An 18081-nucleotide genomic window follows, 5' to 3' on the forward strand; every position below is an offset into this window, starting at 1 on the left:
CTAGCGCTTATTTAATTAATGAACGATATAGACTTAAATACTTGTCCTTATTGACTGACAAGTTAAAGTTAGCATCAAAAAAGGGCCTGATTGGGGCTTTATAATTTCTATAATTATTCTTTAAAGCATATATAGCCCGCTGAATATCCTCCACAGAGTTTTCTACCAATAATTCATTGTTTACAACAATTTCCCGACATCCACCAACATTACTCAATATTAAAGGAATTCCCGCTGACATTGCCTCTAGCCCGGACATTGGCAATCCTTCACTTTCAGATATGAGGATGAAGGCATCATAGTCCGCAAAGTTGTCAAAACTTTTGATTTCTCCAAGGAGAAAAACATTTTTAAGGTCGTTAGCCTCCACATATGCCTTAACCTGCCCTTCCTCATTACCACCGCCTACCACGTAAAGATCTGCAAAATCAATCCCCTTCATTGCTGCAACCAGCAAATCCATTCTTTTTGGATGTGAAAATCTCGCGACTGACAGAATTTTTAATTTCCTTCCAGTGCCCTGATCAATAGCAGTGGACTCTCTAAAGGGGTAAATACAATTTTTTAATAAGACTAAATTGTGTTCACCTAATCCAATTTTCTCTATGGCTGTTTGGTAATCCCCAGAAGAAACACAAATAACTTTGTTTCCCACCTTGCCTAAAACATGTTCAATTTTATTTAGGAGAAATGCCAACTTACCTCCATTATACACTGATCCCCATCCATGCGAAACATATATGCTCGCCTTACCAGTGAGCCTGGCCGCTATTCTTCCATATAAACCGGCATTAGCAGAATTTGTAATGATCAGACCAATGCGGTGCTTTTTTATATATTTTATAAGACCCAGCAGGTAGCTTACGCTTATACGACTCTCAATTCTGTCGTCCAAAAAAATGCCTTCTAATTCAGCAGATGCATTTTCAGTCAACCAGCCCTCTTTATTAGTAGCCAAATAAACTTGAAATTGAGAACTGCAGATACTAACTTGCTCTCGGACATATTTCTGAGCTCCTCCTACCTCGCTTTTAGTAATCAAAAATAAAATATTCTCTTTTTTACTCATTTCCGTTACAAAGTTTTCTTATTATTCGCGGCCCAGCCTAACGCATTGTAGCTAATTTCTTTACACTCTTGGAATTTACGGCCTTGCTGTTGCTACCACTGATCTTTATAGTTACCTGAAGGTCGTTAGCTGCCAATTGGGGGGTCCAGGTACCTTCATTTGCACACTGTATGGCATACTCTGGTCTATTATGAAGACTTGCATTCATATCAGCTAATCTAAGATATACTTTATAATTGCCCTCATTAACAGTTGCAGGCACCAATACATTCACATCAATTGTTTGTTTTCCGGGAGTCCAGCCTTTAACATTATCCTTCAACAGCGCTATATACTGTGTATTTCCACTTTCATTACTAAATACCAGTTCTACTTTTTTACCATTGAATGGTGCAGCATACCCTTCATTTGCCAGATTAATGGTTACATGAAATACTGCATTTCGTTGCGCGGAAGAAGGGAAAGTTCCCTTTTCTAATACGAAACGGTATCCCAGTTTCCGTTTAATATCATCAATACATGGCGCCCATCCGGAAAGTACTTTAGGATTGTAAGTACCATTCATGTATGAGTAGTGAAACTGTGCCAACTGTGTTTCGGTTTGTCCCCCCTTAACAGAACAATTATCATAAGGAGGATTAGCTAATGCCGATTCTCCCCCCATAGCTGTATTTCCAGCTTCGTTGCTTGTATAAGACATTAAAACCTCCTTCGTATTAGATGCTTTTGCATTCACTGAAATATCATAAGATTTAAAAGTCCCCATGTCATCGTTACTTGATAAAAAAGCATCATTATGAAAACCAATACGCGATTTCATTTGTGGCTTCTTCATTAATAATAGATAATCCTGTTTCATGGTTGGATATCTCACTTGAACAATCAGAGGGGCTGGTAGTGCTTTCAAATACGCATCCAATAGGCCTGCCCGGTCTTTTAAGTTTTGTTGAGAGGTACCACCAGGTGTACCATAATAATCTGTATAATATCCCTCTCCCCAGAGGCCGATTAGTCCCATTTGGGCAATAGCAATCACATCTTTATTCTTTTGAAATACAGGAGCTAACTGTTGAAGATGTTGCTGGGCCATATTTAATGGAGCATCCTTATATGGTGGCTTATAGCCGGCACTGGGTGAAAAATTGTAAGCAAACCGTATAATACATTTCATACCAGCCTGCCTTACTGCATTGAAGTCGTTATCTATTTGCTGCAATAGTTCTGCGGTTAGAGGCATATTCTGAAATCCATCCAAAACAAATATTCGGAGGATCAATGATGACTGTACCTTAAAGGGCGCTCCCTTAAAGGGCTCATAGCTATCTCTATAATTCTGTAAATCACTTGCTTTTAAGGGTACATAATTAGCGGCATTGGTAAGAATCGGATAATAAAATCCACGTTCTGGATTGAGTATCTCTGCACTACTTGGTCTATATATTACTACTTGCTGTGCTTTCCCAGGAAGAAAAGTAACAACAGCCCATATGAACGAAAACAAGAAAACAACATGCTTCATTTCCATAAGAAAATTTCAATTTAGTTTAATAATTTGTTATATAAACTAAGATGCTCATCCCCAATTTTTCCAATATCAAAATCCTTTGCTATCCTATCTCTTACTTTGCTGCTTTGTTCGCTGTATGTGTTATAATTTTTCATTACCAGCTCCATGCAGGCGGCTATTGATTCAGGCGTCTGTTTCGTAAATACCACTTCTTCAGGAGAGAAAAATTCGGGAATACTCCCCACCGCCGTGGAGATTACAGGTAACCCGCAGGCAAATGCTTCTAATATTGATATCGGAAGCCCTTCCCATAGCGAAGTCAACATAAAACAATGACATTGATTCATCAAAAAGGAAATATCGCTTCGGTAGCCAAGGAGTTTAACAATATTCTCCAGGCCATAACTGGCAATACGCGTTTTCAAATCTCCTTCCAGCTCACCAGTACCTGCAAACAACACTTGAAATTCATATCTGTGCTTTAACATACTAGCAGCCTCTACCATGCTTTTATGATTCTTGACTTCATCAAGTCTGGCCACAGACACAAAGGTAAACTTCTTATTTTTACTACCAACCTGGCTATAATCAGACAATTTAACACCATTGGGGATAATGTAAGTATACTTTTTCTTATAGATCCAACTCTTCATCTGACCAGAGAATATTATATCGGCAGCTCTTAACATTTTGGTAAATCCAACTATATATTCACGGAATACAGACCCAATATTAAAGCTATGAGATGTAAAAACTACTTTTACATTGCTCTTTATAAACTTGATGGGTATTGCATAAATAATAGGGTGAAACATGTGACAATGCAGTATGTTGACATTTCTTTCCTTAATAAGTTTATATAACCTGAAAATTGATTTAAAAAAAGAAGAGAAACTTTTATTTACCCCTAAAAAGATCACTTCTATTCCTGCTTTATCAAACTGAGAAAGTAATTTATTGTCATTCGTTATAGAAACAACGATTAGCCTAATCTTTTCACTTTGGACAGCGCTCAAATCCAGAACAGCCCGTTCTGCTCCCCCCACATTTAATCCTGTTACCAAATGTATAACACTTAAATTTCTACTATTGCTCATATAGCCTCATGTATTTTTCTGCAGTAATGGCAATGTTGTATTTATTATTAAATTCCTGAATACAATTTTGTTTAATAGCCGTTTTATCTATTGTTTTTAAGCCCATCGATATGGCTTTATAATATTCGTCCAAGCTTAAATCGTTACTCAGGAAACCTGTTTTCCCATTCTCCAGCATTTCCATAATTCCCCCAACAGGAGTAGATACTGGTACGCATCCAGCAGCCAATGCCTCAATCAGAGAAATAGGCATCCCTTCAAAAATACTTGAAAGCGCAAAGATATCTGCCGCATAAAGAAAATCTGATATGTTTTTCTGAGATCCCATGAAATACACCTGATCAGTCTTCTTCAAAAGAAGTTCTTTATACAATTGCTTATCTATGACACTTCCTATAATAAACAAAAAACATTTTTTCTCATTTTCAATATTAAACCGATTAACCGCATCAATTAATAGTGCCTGGTTCTTCGCTGGAGCAATACGCGCCACATTTACAATCACGAAGGCACCCGCTGTATCAACCGGAAATAATTCTTCTCTTTTCTTTCTTACTATTGGCTCTTTTACCGGCGTTCTTCCATTTTCTATCAGACAATCATTCGCCAAGCTGTAACATTCCCTAAAAGACGAAGAGCTTGCCTGGGAAATGGTAACGGGCTTTATTAACGATTCCGCGTACAACCATTTCCTGATCTTTCTTACATTCGCTGAATCACATTCTTTATAGGCATCGTTATGGAGTGTGTGAAAATAGGCGACCTTCTTGTTCGCCATCTTATAGCACACTGCATATTCCAATGCATTGATATGAGTATGAACAATATCAGGCTTTATTTTTGATAACAGCTTTGTTAACTTTATCAACACCAATGGATCAAAAGATTTCTTCTTTTTCAGTGAATGATAGATTACACCAGAACTCAGTTCTTCCAGAAAAGTTGCCGTTAGGTCATTGTCAAATAGTGATATAAGATATATTTCGCAATTGCCCCTAATTGCCAACTCGTTACACAAATCAACAACAAATCTCTCCGCTCCACCTTTGACCAAACTAGGTATTATATGGACTATTTTTTTCTTTTGCATACTTCGTTAAGATTCCGGACCCAACAAATATTAAAATAAAATAATCTATCTTAAAAAACAATGTCCGCTGATACAAGAGCAATAATATGAAAATCAATGAAATAACACTAAAAACCAGTTGTTTCCTCCAATGTTGAATTAAAATAATGAGTAACAACATGTAACTAACAATTACTATTCCCTTTTCGTATATAGTTATCCGGTAGGACAATCCCGATGCACCAAACTCCTCTGTCACTGAATTTTTCCCTTTGCCAAACAACAGCTCAGTTCCTCCGTTGGCCATCAACTTGTCATATGCATTATTAAACCCCTCTAATATATCCCTGTTATCGACAACGCCAATGATAAGACCATTTTCCCACTTAAATCGATTGTAGACCGCAAATTCAAACAACGGTATTTCTTTCAGCTGATTCAAAATCGCAATTAGAGTGAAATAGAAGACTATAAATGCAGCAATTACGGTAAATATTTTTCTTATCCGTTGCCGATTTGATAGATCCCGGATATCTGAAAAATAATATAGTATTGGAAAGGTGATTATAAAGAAAAGTGATACAGAAAGGACGCCGGCAATAATATAGGCAAGATACTCCTTTTGACTTAAGAACCGCCTGTAATACAACACTACAATTGCTGCTAGTGAACCAACTACACCGGGTTCGTCAAACACAGAGGAGAACCTAAAACGCACTGTATCCTGTGTATAATACAAGAAGAAATAATTCTCATAACTTCTTTTGTCGAGGTCTCTTACATAATTTAGGTGCGGAAGTGAAATGACGTTAATTAACAAGTAAATTAGAAACCCTGGTATAAAAAGATAAAGGATCAGACGTAGATAAGTTTTAACAACGTAAGTCTGATACTCTTCTTTTAATAACAAAAAACTGACTATCGGCAATGTAGAAGAAAATAGATACTGTATAGAGGCCGGTAAGGATTTCTCGTCCCATACATTCCAAACCAGGGGTATTGCCATAACAGCCCATATATACTTTTCTATTTTATTCTTTCTGACTAGAAAAAATATTGCCGGGATGTTGATTAACTTAAGTCCATATGTGAACAACTTACCAGGCAAAGGATCATTCCACATTACAAATGAATCCAGGAAAGCAATTATAGCCAGATTAAAAGATATGGCTGTATATATATTGATCTTGTAGCTCTTAAGACCCACCAATTAGTTTCATTTAATGCTTCGATATTGTTCAATAATTAATCCCAAATCAACCAAATACATAGCTTATTTTTCTTAAATTTAAATATCCGGTGGATAAAGTTAAGGAAAAACAAGAAGATAATAAGTTAAGAAAATAGTACCTATTACATCTAGGATAGGGTCGACGTCTGATCAAAGAAAGCAAGTCTTCTTCTTTCCTTAAATTCTACACCAATCAAGGGCATGTACATATCTTCAGACACTCTCTTTCCTTTCCATTGAATGATAAAATTCCGGATTTCATCGATATGCTCTGATACATTGTTAGCATAGCATCCAATATTTAATGCAAAGGGCACATCTTTAAAATCAGTATCATCGTATCCAATAATTATTGGAAGCCCCCAGCTCAGATATTCTCTTACTTTAAGTGGACATGCTTCCTTCATTCCCTTTCTGTATAGGGCCAACGTACCAATGCCAATATCCATATTCTGGTATAGTTCAGAAAGTTCCTGTTTATTCAGGTAACCATAAAAATGGACGTTGCTTTGAGCCGGATGATCATCATCGTAAAATCCCACTATATGAAAATTGAATTCGGGAAGCAGGGCTGCCATATGGACAACGGCGTCTTCACCTTGCCAGGGCTGCCCCGGAGAACCAACAAAAATAAGATCTATGCTCTTTTTTGTACTATTTGAAGCAGTTATTTTATTAATGGGCCTGATACCATTAGCAATGACCTCTATTGGCTTTTTATAAGCATGAAACTGTTGACCGATTTCGTTTGTTACTGTAACAAATCCCTTAACAGCATTAATAATCCTTTTTCTCCCGTACTTATAGATCAATTTATTAATCAGGCTGTAGGATAATTCTATCTCTTTGAGATCCAAAGAATTTACCTCCATTATAGAAGGAAAAGATCTTAATATTTTATCAAGATAAGGAAACCACATCCCCCCCTGTCTGTAATAAATGATTTCCGGTTTTATCTCCTTCAGATACTGAAGTACTTCCTGAAAAGACAGCGCCTTACCTATAAATGTCCTTAATGAATTGAAATATAATAGAGATAATCTACTGCGTTCAAATACCCTGAGATGTCGAACATCTATCAAAAATTTATTATCTGTCCGATAGGAAGTAAAACACACGAACACCTCATTCCCTTCACTCTCCCACATTTTTACCTGCATCTCCACCTTGTTCAACACTCCACTATTAGATACTATATCCCAATCCAATAAATAGGCAATTTTCATCAAAAAACATCAATAAGCTTTTTCGGATCACCGGACTTATGTGATGCTGCAAAAATATATCACTTTTTCAAATTGCCATCTAAAATAGCATTCCGCTAACCGATATTCGCCAGTTTCTATCTTTTAATGCAATCCACAATCACACTAATTATGAAAGAAGATTTATCTTTATATGTGCCCACTAAATCTTCTACATAGATGATATTACAATCTCCCATCAACAATATCACGATCTAAAACTGATTTCGTGTCAAAAACAATTGTATTGTGATCATTTCTCAACAAATTGAAATCCATTTTTAGAAATTCGTTGTGCGCCACTGCCAATATAATGGCATCATATTTATCATTGAGCTTTCCTGTCAGCTCAATTCCATATTCATGCTTTACTTCAATGGGATCTGCATGCATATCATACACATAAGTTTTTATTCCGAATTGACATAGCTCTTTATAAATATCGACTACCCTGGAGTTTCTAATATCCGGGCAATTTTCTTTAAAGGTAACTCCAAGAATTAACGCTTTGGCTCCATCAATTTTGTGTCCTTTTTTAATCATTAACTTAACTACCTTGTTGGCAACAAACATTCCCATATTATCATTTACTCTCCGCCCGGAAAGTATAACCTGCGGATAATATCCCATCGCTTCTGCTTTATGCGCAAGATAATACGGGTCTACACCAATACAGTGGCCTCCAACTAAACCAGGTTTAAATTTAAGAAAATTCCATTTAGTTCCGGCAGCTTCAATAACCTCAGTTGTATCAATTCCGATACGGTCAAAAATCAGCGCCAGCTCATTGACAAAACTAATATTAATATCTCGTTGAGCATTTTCAATAGCTTTAGATGCTTCTGCAACCTTAAGACTGGATGCTTTATGGGTTCCTGCCGAAATAATACTCTTATACAAATTATCAACAACTTCTGCTATTTCCGGAGTAGAGCCAGATGTAACTTTTCTAATCTTTGTTAATGTGTTGACTTTGTCTCCCGGATTTATTCTTTCTGGTGAATACCCGCAATAAAAATCTTTATTAAATTTCAGTCCTGAATATTTTTCCAATACAGGAACACATTCTTCTTCCGTACATCCTGGGTATACAGTAGACTCATAAATAATAATATCCCCTTTTTTAATAACCTCTCCAAGCATTTTTGATGCTCCCAATAAAGGTCTGAGATCAGGCGCTTTATATTGATCTATTGGAGTAGGAACTGTTACAATAAACACATTATACGCCTTAAGCTCACTTGATTCACTTGAAAATCGAATGCCTGAACCATTCCCGTCTCTTTTTACTATCAGTTTTTTCAGCTCATTCACATCAGCTTCCAGAGTGTGGTCTTCTCCTCTGCTCAATTCGGCTATTCGGGATTCATTTATGTCAAATCCAAGCACATCATATTTTTTCCCGAATTCCAGAGCCAGTGGCAGCCCAACATATCCCAGCCCAATGATGGCAATTTTTTTATTGTAATTCTGATTCATAAAGAAAGATGCAAATTTAGATTGGTTCAGCTCATAATTTCTTTGTAGATCCTGTAGAACAAAAGTGTTAGTGAAGTCAGGAATCCACCAAGGATAGCTCCAATTACAATTCCCTTTAGCTCACCTAATTTCTTAATTTCCAGAGGTAATATTGGTCTATCGATGATTTGTATTACTGGCATTTCGCGCGCCATTGCAATTTTGCTAAGTTCTAAGTTTTTAACAACTTCGCCATATAAAGTTTGAAGCACTACTTTGTCGCGTAAAGCCAGCTCTGTACCAACACTAGCTACCTGCTTCGCCGGATTAACATTTAAGTCCTGTACACTAGCTGCCGAATAGGTTTTACGGTCAAGTAGTATTCTCATTGAATCTGCCTGCAATTGCAGTCGATCAACATTGGCTTTTGTTTTCTGTGTTTTAGTATCTATATAGAAATCAATTGCTTCCTTTACCAGGGCTTCTGTCATCCTTAGAGAAAATGTATCGACGGGTGAAACCACTTCAACAGATATAAAACTTAATTTTTTATCTACTTTCTCAACTTTCAGATTGTTTTTCACTATTATTTTCCGGATGGCATTGAGAACGCTATCCTGATCTAGTGTAAATGCACTCCTTTTCTCATTAAGAGGGAACTGAACATCGAACGGCTTTTTCTGCTTACTCCATGCTTTCCTTAGATTACTAAATCTGATAAAGCACTCCGCTAATGTCATTTGTTTATTCTGATATTGTACAGGGGATAAGAGTGCTCTTTCAACAATAAGGCGGGTTTTGAGAAACTCCATGATATTATCACCTGCGAACAAACTTCCACCACTACCATTATTAAGGTCAATTCCAAATTGACTAGCCAATCCTGAATAAGCACCAAGAGGGCTACTGGAATTATCCTCCAAAACAAAAGTCAGATCTGCTACATATTGAGGCTTAGACCGCAACGCAGATAATAACCCCAAAACAGCGCCTAAACAGGTGATTCCAAGGATTAGAAATTTCTTCTTCCAAAAGAATCTGCTCCATTCCTGTATTTTTATGATTAGCTCTTTCAGAGAAATTTCATCTGCTCCGCCTTTATCCGTTGCTTGTTCCTTACCTTGTTCCATTAAAAAAACTTTAATTTTAATAATTTTATTTTGCTCTGGTAAGAATTGTAACAATTATCAAGGCGATTGAAGCAATACTGCTGCCTAATCCGATAAGCTCCTGGCTGGTCAATGGTCTTTTCTCTCTCTTACTTGGTACATACACCTCTGCACCTGGTTTCACTTTGGGATATTTGTTGAAAAGAAATATTTTCTTAGTGCTTTTGACCTCTCCGTTTGGATATACAATATAACTACGCCTCTTTAGTGCAGACGAAGTAAATCCGCCCGATCCCCGTATGTAATCTCTAAAAGAATAAGATTTGTCGTAACGAATTTTCTTGGGAAAATAAATTTCACCAAACAATTGGATCGTCTGCAATTTTTTCGGGACCTTTAAAACATCGCCCTCTTCCAATAACAAATCATATTTGGAACCAGGTTTTTTCACCACATTCTCAAGATTAATACCCAATAACTGATATTTTCTTTGCATCATGTTTCTGACACTTGAAATAACCGAACTATCTTCCAGCTTATTATAGAAAAGAGCTAATTTGTTATTTAGCAATGCACTGTCGCTACTGTTGATATATGTTTTTCTTAGTAGCAAAGCCCCCTCAGGGAAAGCCTCTTCTCTCAGCCCTCCTGCCCGCTTGATAACATCCGAAATCCGTTCACCCTTATTTACTATAGAATATGCCCCAGGATACAAAACCTGTCCCTCTATAGATATATTTGTTTGCTCGCTGTATGCTGGTGATCTACGTATAATAACTTCATCAAATGGCTCCAACATCACCTGTTGACCTGAAATATTGCCCAAGTCGGCACTTATATCAAATTGCTGTACAATAGCTCTAAGGCTATCTTCTCTAATGTAATCCCCCTTTCTTATTCTCCTCGAGATTTCCACATGCTTCAACGACGCAGCATCTCTTAATCCACCAGATAATAAGATTAGATCCTCCAGCCGCATGCTATCCGCAAAAGGGAAAGTACCTGGGTTATTAATCTCCCCAAGTATTGTTACAAAATATGGCTGTTTCAAATCTGATTTAGAAAATATAATAACACTGTCTTCCTTTCTAACTGGCAAGTCCGTTTTCCCATTTACAATGTCATGTACATTAAAACTAATGATAGCAGGTGTAAAGTCATCCTGCAAGCGGCGAATGATTCCCCTGTTCAATGATGCTTCTTCCCGTACTCCATCTGCTTTTTTGATAAGACGTCCCACTGTCATTCCATCCTCAAGACCATAATTCCCAGGGTGAAATACTGCACCGGAGATGGTAACCCGGTTACTGAAACGGTTTAAAATTGAATCAATAAAGAATTGATCACCGGATTTAAGTTTGAAAGAACTCACCTGATCTGCCGGAATATTAACGACCTCCCGTTCCTTCTTATTTATTCTATATGCAGTGATATTCTCTCTGAAGGATCCGTCTGTGTATCCTCCGGCATAATCTATTATATTCTGCAGTGTTTCATTATCCTTTGCTTCAAAAATGGCAGGTCTTTTTACCTCACCAATTAGCTCTACTCTGGTTTTATATGGATTTACCTTTATAATATCCTGATCTTGTAACACAATATTGTTTGTCAGGTCTCCTTTGGTAATAAAATCATATAAGTCAAAAGTATTGATGATCTGGCCACTTCGAATTACCTGAATATTACGAAAAGAACCATTATCGTCCGGGCCGCCAGATACATACAATGCATTAGCTACAGTGGCAAGAGAAGGCAATGTATAGGTTCCGGGCCTCTGAATATCCCCTATCATCAACACGCGGATACTCCTAATATCCCCCAAAGAAATCTGCACAAAGGTTTTGCCTGTAGTTATAGTAGAATAGATAGCAGACAATTGTTTGGTAATCCTCGTTTTTGCTTCTTCCATTGTCAATCCGTTCACATAAACCGGCCCAAGGTTAGGGACACGAATGTAACCTTCACTGGTTACAATTAATTTATATTGAACCTCAGCATATCCATAAACGTCAATCAAAATTTGATCATCTGCCGCCAATCTATAATTTTTGGGAGTGGGTATCCTCAAATTAGGCTCAAATGTTAAATTCTTATTGCTAAATAACTCTGCACCAAAAATTTTCTTCCTTTTGATATCCTCAGGATTCCCATTTTGCCTGAACAAATCCACCCGACTGGTATCTGAATCGTTGAACGATCGTCCCGAATACTGATCATTTTGTTTGAATAATTCTGAACTCTTTCTGGTATCCAGTATCTGATCCAAGCCCATCGCCTGTATCCTACTTTTCAACTTGTCCGCCTCTGACGCCGGAATTCCCTTCTTTTGCGCATATGAACCAATATCGTCAGTAGTCAAATTATTCCGCTTCATTTCAACCACGATATTCCTAATCTGAGCGTCAGTAAAATTATCAACATTTACATTTTGGACCTGTGCTGCCACATTCGTAGCCAAACAAATGCTAACAAACAGGAACAGTTGGACCAACAATAATTTTCTTAACATGTATTATAGGATATAAACTTTCTCGAATATCTTTTTTGGAATCATTATTTATGCAGCTGCTGCCAATTAAGGTGCAAAGCTATTAAAAATAACATATAAAATGTTAGCCTCAGGTACTTTAAAAGTGAATCCTTACTGTCGCTTCTCAAAAATTCATCCCAAACTGCAAATACCTGACCAATTATCATTCTGGAGTTAATCCAAGGCAAAATATTATACATACAAATCATGTGTTATATAATATCCATTAAGATTTCATATTGATTGTTATGAGAGACGGATCTGTTTAGCCTATGTTTAAATTGTTCGTTAATTTATTTGAACTATAGCCATTCCGATTAATCAATGTGTGAAAAATATATTAATAATTAATTAAATATATTTCTCGTTATATTACTTTAACTGGCTTTTCATTTATTTGTATTCTGCTGATAAATTTTGCATATCTGGCTGTTCATCAATCATCATTAAGTGAAAAAAACATTATGTAATTAATGAGCACGGTAAATTATAATATGTTATATGCAATAGATTAATTATAATTTTATTATCTATTTTAAAAATATAAGTATATTAATATTATTACTTAACCACTGAAGAGTGTTAATTAAGTATGGAACAACTACACCAGAAAGGATATTATGTGATCTTGTTGCTTATTACATTTTATGTTGAGACCCTGTCAGCATCAACGAAAATTTTTACACTTCTGGGTGTAAGATCCCAATTTGCTTCATGATATTGCTCAAGCCCAGCATATAGGGCTAAAAAAATGTTCTGTTAAAGATCTTTACAACTCTTCCGATTTCCAAAATCAACTTATATTTGCTGTCAAACTAAATTCTGTAATAAAGCCAGAGGTTACGTACACAGACCATCAAGATGTACTTGCTCAGAAGCTTACAATTATTCATCCTTGGTGTAACCAAATAGAATTGGAAATTATTCTGATCATTTACTTTTTCAAGAGTTCTTTGTCTATATTCTAAGTTCATATGCTGAGATATTCATGAAATTAGTTTTCGTGTTGTTTATAAATTGTTTAGGTTGTTATCATTATTTACTAATGATGACCAGGAAACACATTATATTTCACGCCTATATTTGTTGGTATCCTTCTAATTATCCCTTTAATGCCCCGCGGGTTTTAGCTATAAAATAAATATGAAAAGTTCTACACTAATCTTGTGTTTGTTCGCATCACTGTCATCGATGTTGTTCAGTTGTAAAAAAGATGGAGACTTGGCGCCTCAATTCCTTATAGACACTGTTTATCTTGGAGGAAAAGAACACTGGCACACTATGTCTGTACATCCGGCATATATGAAAGTTGATACAGGGGGGTGGCTAAAGTTGGTAGATTCTTCCAGTGTTCTGGGGGCACAGGCAAAAATGGTCACTATGGATGCTGCCAGGTATATGAGTAAAGATTTTACACTAAATCTTAATGTACGGTTAAACAATCTATGTAACTCACTAAACCTCGACCGGCTCACGCCTCCTAATAATGATGGTTTCGGAGAGAGCAATGAGACCAACGATGATAATATCAATGAAGCCGGATTTTCAATGGCAATTGTATTTCCAAATTATCCTTACAGGATTATCTTTGCAATACTTAAGGCACAGGATTACAACACTTCAAAAAATCTTGAGATCTGGAGGGTTATAAACGGCAGCAAAAAAGGATATTATATATTCCAGCGCATTTATAGTGGGAAGGCCATACAGCTGAATAAAGTTCATGCTTTATCTTTCCATATCACTTACAAGGATGGTGCACAATGGAACGGCACCCTTAGTATAGACAAAAAGGTTGTCGTAAAGAGTACCTTCGGCATGTCTAATACTTATGCAGGCCTCGGTTCATGGCTCTTCCAGTGTAAAGGCACTACACCTCATCCAGTAGTATTTGAAGTAAAAGATATGACTATTGCCAGCATAAAAGACAATTGATCCATACATTTGCTTATTTATGACCGACACCCTGATTTTATTACCTAATTCAATTTATGTAAATTTTATAGTTGAAAGGCTCGAACGACTTTTCCCCGGAAAATCAAAATATCTGGTACTGGACGAAGGTTTTTCCAACAAAAATTATATTACCCACCCTGCTATTATAAAATATTTCTATAACGGCCGGAATAAAAATCTAAACCCAGATCTGTCATCCTACAAACGGGTTATTGTTCACCTTCATGACCAAAATACTGCACATTTCATTACCAACTACAACAAAAGCTTTCCGGGAGCTACATACATCTGGGTACTATGGGGAGCTGATCTATATTACCTGCCTGATTTCGTAAAATATATCGGTACCCATTTCACTCAACCGTATATAAATCGAAGACTTCCAAATTCCCTGGTAATCCAAGGCAAACAATTTATTCGGATGCTATTAGGCTGGTCTAATAGCTATAGCTACAAAAAAAGCTATCAACTATTTGATGCCATTGCAACCGTTGCCCAAGGTGACTATGAGAAAGCGTTTAACTATTTTAATAAAAACTATCGCTTAATCCAATACTCTCATTTGTCTATAAGTCAGATGTTCGATGAAGAAAATCGCATTTCCGCTCCTGCCGGCAACTCTATACTCCTGGGTAATTCCGGTGACCCTGCCAATAATCATGATGTCATATTGGATCAACTTGCTTCTATTGAAATCAGGAGAACTGTTGTTTGCCCTCTATCATATGGAGACCCGGAATACATACAAGTTATCTCTGCCTATGGAAGTCAAAAACTAGGAACATATTTCCATCCTATTACCTCCTTTATGCCACCCAAAGAATATTATGCAATGCTGCAGGGCTGCAGTATTGCCATCTTTAATCACAAGATTCAACAGGCCTATGGAAATATCATAGGACTATTATGGAATGGCACCAAAGTTTTTTTAAATGAAGAAAATACTATCTTTCAGAATTTAAAGGAATGGGGCCTTCATATCTTCTCCATCCGGACGGATCTTAATAAAGAAGAAATCAATAACGAGTTGTCAACTGAAGAGATCATACATAACAGAACTATTCTGGCCAATATGTTTTCCGATGAGGCCGTTGACAATTATTACAGGTCTCTTATGAATTTTAATCAGGTGGTATGAGTGTCTCGGGGCATTTAAAAAGGCTTTTTTCGGATAGCGCTATTTACGGCATTGGTAATGCTCTGTCGAAGTTTATAAGTATCTTTCTGGTGCCGGTGTATACTGCAATTTTTACACCCGGCGACTATGGCGTTATCAGTATTATTTCCAATACTTTTGTATTGATAACTATTATCCTGGTTCTGGGGCTTGATAACTCCACCGCACGCTGGTTTTATGATAAAGATAGTACGTCCGAAAGAAGAATTATTATCAATACCTGGTTTTGGTTTTACCTTTCCATCTCTTTTATCTTCACTATACTGGTCTTCTTTCTAAGTTCAGGTATTTCTCAATTGCTATTTCATAATACTGATAATTCTTTGTACCTGAAAATTATGGCGCTTGTATTACCTATGAATGCCATGATGAATGTCACTACCAATGTGCTCAGGTTCGACAGGCGGCCAGTGCCAACCGTAACTGTTACACTGATGCAAAGCCTTTCTTTGATTGGTATCAACATCCTATTTGTGGTTCATTACAGGATGGGGCTTCGGGGGATATATTACGCCCAACTAATCTCTACCGGTTTGGCCTGCTGCATGGCCTTCTTCTATATCAGGCGCTGGCTCACCAAACCGGCGATCGATTTTCGTTTATTGAAGGATATGTTGAAATACAGCCTTCCCTTTCTGCCAGCAGCCATTGCATTCTGGGTCGTGAATCTGTCTGGTACATTCTTTATTAATCACTTTAAGGGGAGTGCAGAATCCGGTCTTTTTCAGATAGGCGTTTCCATTGCTTCCGGCGGCGCCCTGTTTATTACTGCATTTCAGCAGGCCTGGATGCCATTTGCATTTTCAATACACAAACAGGAAAATGCCAAAAAAACATACGCCCAGGTATTTCTGCTCTATATCAGCGCAATGGCCTGTCTTTGCGTAGGTATGGCCTTTTTCTCCAAGGAACTCCTGTGGATACTTACCAATAAAAGCTATTATAAAGCTGCCAGCATTTCGGCCATTCTTACTTTCAGTTATTTCTTTATGGGGCTTACTTATATTGCTGACCTGGGTACTGCTATCACAAAACAAACCAAGCCCCTTGGATTCATCCTGATCATTTCGGCCATTCTCTATCCCGTATTGAGTCTTGTTCTTGTACCCTGGCTCGGTAAGGAAGGGGCAGCCATTGCCACCTGTCTTTCACAGGCAATAGTGCCGCTTTACATGTTCTATAAATCCCAGAAGGCTTATTTTATTCCATATAATTTCAGGGAGGGCTGGCTCATATTTACCAGTAGCATAGTACTCTCTTTGCTTGCCTGGTATATGCCAGGCATAAGTGAAAATCTCATTATTAAAATAGTAATATTCATTTTATATGTTGCCTCAATAATTCAGTTCCTGGCAAAGGTCAACAATATCCGGCTAAAAGAATTTGTTGCGCAAAAGCTGGGAAGGAGTAAGATATCCTGATAGCTCAATCTCTATCAACAAAAAAAGCAACGCTGTATGGCGTTGCTTTTTTGTTGAATTATATGGTAATTAGTTCTTTCTATCCTCTTGATAGAATTCCTTGATAGCATTAATGATCGTATCCTGCTGCTCATTGGTAAGCTCGTAGTACATAGGCAAACGTAACAGGCAATCTGTATAATGATCTGCATATGGCAACGCTGGAGGATTAGGATTGTCTTTAAGTGAATAAGGGCTTTTGTGAAGCGACAGATAATGAAATACTGCATGAATTTCCCGGGCCCTCAACCAGGAAATCAACCTGGTTCTTTCTTCAAGTGATTTACAGATCACGTAGAACATGTGCGCATTATTCGTTGCATACTCAGGTATAAATGGGAGTTGCAAACCATGTTGACGTGAGACTTCGGTTAACTCATCCTGGTACTTCTGCCAGATTGCGATCCTGCGGGCCTGAATTTCTTCGAGATTTTCCAGCTGCGCGTGCAGGAACGCCGCAATAATATCAGAAGGCAGGAAAGATGATCCGATATCGACCCAACCATATTTATCTACTTCTCCCCGGAAAAACTGAGACCTGTTTGTTCCTTTCTCGCGGATGATTTCTGCCCTGTCAGCAAACCGTTTATCATTAATTACCAACATGCCCCCTTCACCGGAAATTACATTCTTGGTTTCATGAAATGAGAAAGCTGCAAAATGCCCGATACTACCTAACGGAGTCTCTTTATAATAGGAATCTATCGCCTGTGCGGCGTCTTCCACAACATATAAACCATGTTTTTCAGCAATTGCCATTATAGCATCCATGTCACATGATACACCTGCGTAGTGCACAGGTACAATTACCCTGGTTTTGGGCGTTATCAACTGCTCTATTTTAGCAGCATCCAGATTCGGATTGGAACCCTCGCTGTCAGCGAAAACAATCTTCGCACCACGCAATACAAAGGCATTGACGGAAGAGACAAATGTGTAGGAAGGGGCAATCACTTCATCCCCTGGCTGAATATCCAGCAGAATGGCAGCCATTTCCAAAGCATCTGTACAGGATGTGGTTAGCAACACTTTATTGAAACCGTATTTTTTCTCAAAAAACTCGTGGCATTTTTTAGTAAAAATGCCGTCACCTGAGATCTTGCCAGACATTGCAGCCAGAAACAGGTTATGGGCTTCTTTACCTGTGAGATATGGCTTGTTAAATGGTATCATA

At 37.5% G+C, this 18081-nt stretch carries 13 protein-coding genes; 3 read left to right on the forward strand and 10 right to left on the reverse strand.

Annotated elements, in window-relative coordinates; genetic code table 11:
• Nucleotides 1-7: 7 nt before the first annotated feature.
• From UNH61_RS27715 to UNH61_RS27755, 9 genes are all read right to left on the reverse strand, one after another.
• Nucleotides 8-1069: a glycosyltransferase gene (locus UNH61_RS27715; RefSeq protein ID WP_326995251.1), complete on the reverse strand. Its 1062-nt coding sequence runs from the start codon at nt 1067-1069 to the stop codon at nt 8-10.
• 37 nt (nt 1070-1106) lie between these two features.
• On the reverse strand, nt 1107-2594 hold the full coding sequence (locus UNH61_RS27720; RefSeq protein WP_326995252.1) for a DUF4832 domain-containing protein: 1488 nt from the start codon (nt 2592-2594) through the stop codon (nt 1107-1109).
• 14 nt (nt 2595-2608) lie between these two features.
• A complete protein-coding gene (locus UNH61_RS27725) occupies nt 2609-3673 on the reverse strand; it encodes a glycosyltransferase (RefSeq protein ID WP_326995253.1) in 1065 nt (354 codons plus the stop codon).
• On the reverse strand, nt 3663-4763 hold the full coding sequence (locus UNH61_RS27730; RefSeq protein WP_326995254.1) for a glycosyltransferase: 1101 nt from the start codon (nt 4761-4763) through the stop codon (nt 3663-3665). The genes UNH61_RS27725 and UNH61_RS27730 overlap by 11 nt, the downstream gene beginning before the upstream one ends.
• Nucleotides 4729-5748: a hypothetical protein gene (locus UNH61_RS27735; protein WP_326995255.1), complete on the reverse strand. Its 1020-nt coding sequence runs from the start codon at nt 5746-5748 to the stop codon at nt 4729-4731. Before UNH61_RS27735 ends, UNH61_RS27730 begins: the two co-directional genes overlap by 35 nt.
• Nucleotides 5749-6101: 353 nt before the next feature.
• The gene (locus UNH61_RS27740) at nt 6102-7199 is read right to left on the reverse strand and encodes a glycosyltransferase (protein ID WP_326996173.1); all 1098 of its coding nucleotides are present in this window, start codon (nt 7197-7199) and stop codon (nt 6102-6104) included.
• 204 nt (nt 7200-7403) lie between these two features.
• Nucleotides 7404-8696 (reverse strand): nucleotide sugar dehydrogenase, encoded by a 1293-nt coding sequence (locus UNH61_RS27745; RefSeq protein WP_326995256.1) that lies wholly within the window; start codon nt 8694-8696, stop codon nt 7404-7406.
• Between the two features lie 26 nt (nt 8697-8722).
• The gene (locus tag UNH61_RS27750) at nt 8723-9859 is read right to left on the reverse strand and encodes a lipopolysaccharide biosynthesis protein (RefSeq protein ID WP_326995257.1); all 1137 of its coding nucleotides are present in this window, start codon (nt 9857-9859) and stop codon (nt 8723-8725) included.
• The gene (locus UNH61_RS27755) at nt 9831-12293 is read right to left on the reverse strand and encodes an SLBB domain-containing protein (RefSeq protein WP_326995258.1); all 2463 of its coding nucleotides are present in this window, start codon (nt 12291-12293) and stop codon (nt 9831-9833) included. Before UNH61_RS27755 ends, UNH61_RS27750 begins: the two co-directional genes overlap by 29 nt.
• A 1323-nt stretch (nt 12294-13616) precedes the next feature.
• Here UNH61_RS27755 and UNH61_RS27760 point away from each other — a divergent pair.
• Genes UNH61_RS27760 through UNH61_RS27770 form a run of 3 tightly spaced genes read left to right on the forward strand, consistent with a single transcriptional unit; the run spans nt 13617 to nt 16868 of the window.
• Nucleotides 13617-14249, forward strand: coding sequence for a hypothetical protein (locus UNH61_RS27760; protein ID WP_326995259.1), 633 nt, complete (start codon nt 13617-13619; stop codon nt 14247-14249).
• A 19-nt stretch (nt 14250-14268) separates the two neighbouring features.
• Nucleotides 14269-15408 (forward strand): TDP-N-acetylfucosamine:lipid II N-acetylfucosaminyltransferase, encoded by a 1140-nt coding sequence (locus tag UNH61_RS27765; protein WP_326995260.1) that lies wholly within the window; start codon nt 14269-14271, stop codon nt 15406-15408.
• Nucleotides 15405-16868 carry a polysaccharide biosynthesis C-terminal domain-containing protein gene (locus tag UNH61_RS27770; RefSeq protein ID WP_326995261.1) on the forward strand — a complete coding sequence of 488 codons (1464 nt, stop codon included), beginning with the start codon at nt 15405-15407 and terminating at the stop codon, nt 16866-16868. Before UNH61_RS27765 ends, UNH61_RS27770 begins: the two co-directional genes overlap by 4 nt.
• A gap of 69 nt (nt 16869-16937) precedes the next feature.
• Here UNH61_RS27770 and rffA read toward each other — a convergent pair whose 3' ends face one another.
• Nucleotides 16938-18080 (reverse strand): dTDP-4-amino-4,6-dideoxygalactose transaminase, encoded by a 1143-nt coding sequence (gene rffA, locus UNH61_RS27775; protein ID WP_326995262.1) that lies wholly within the window; start codon nt 18078-18080, stop codon nt 16938-16940.
• Nucleotide 18081: the final 1 nt, after the last annotated feature.

Origin of the sequence: Chitinophaga sp. 180180018-3 (assembly GCF_037893185.1) — a bacterium.
Lineage (GTDB): Bacteria > Bacteroidota > Bacteroidia > Chitinophagales > Chitinophagaceae > Chitinophaga.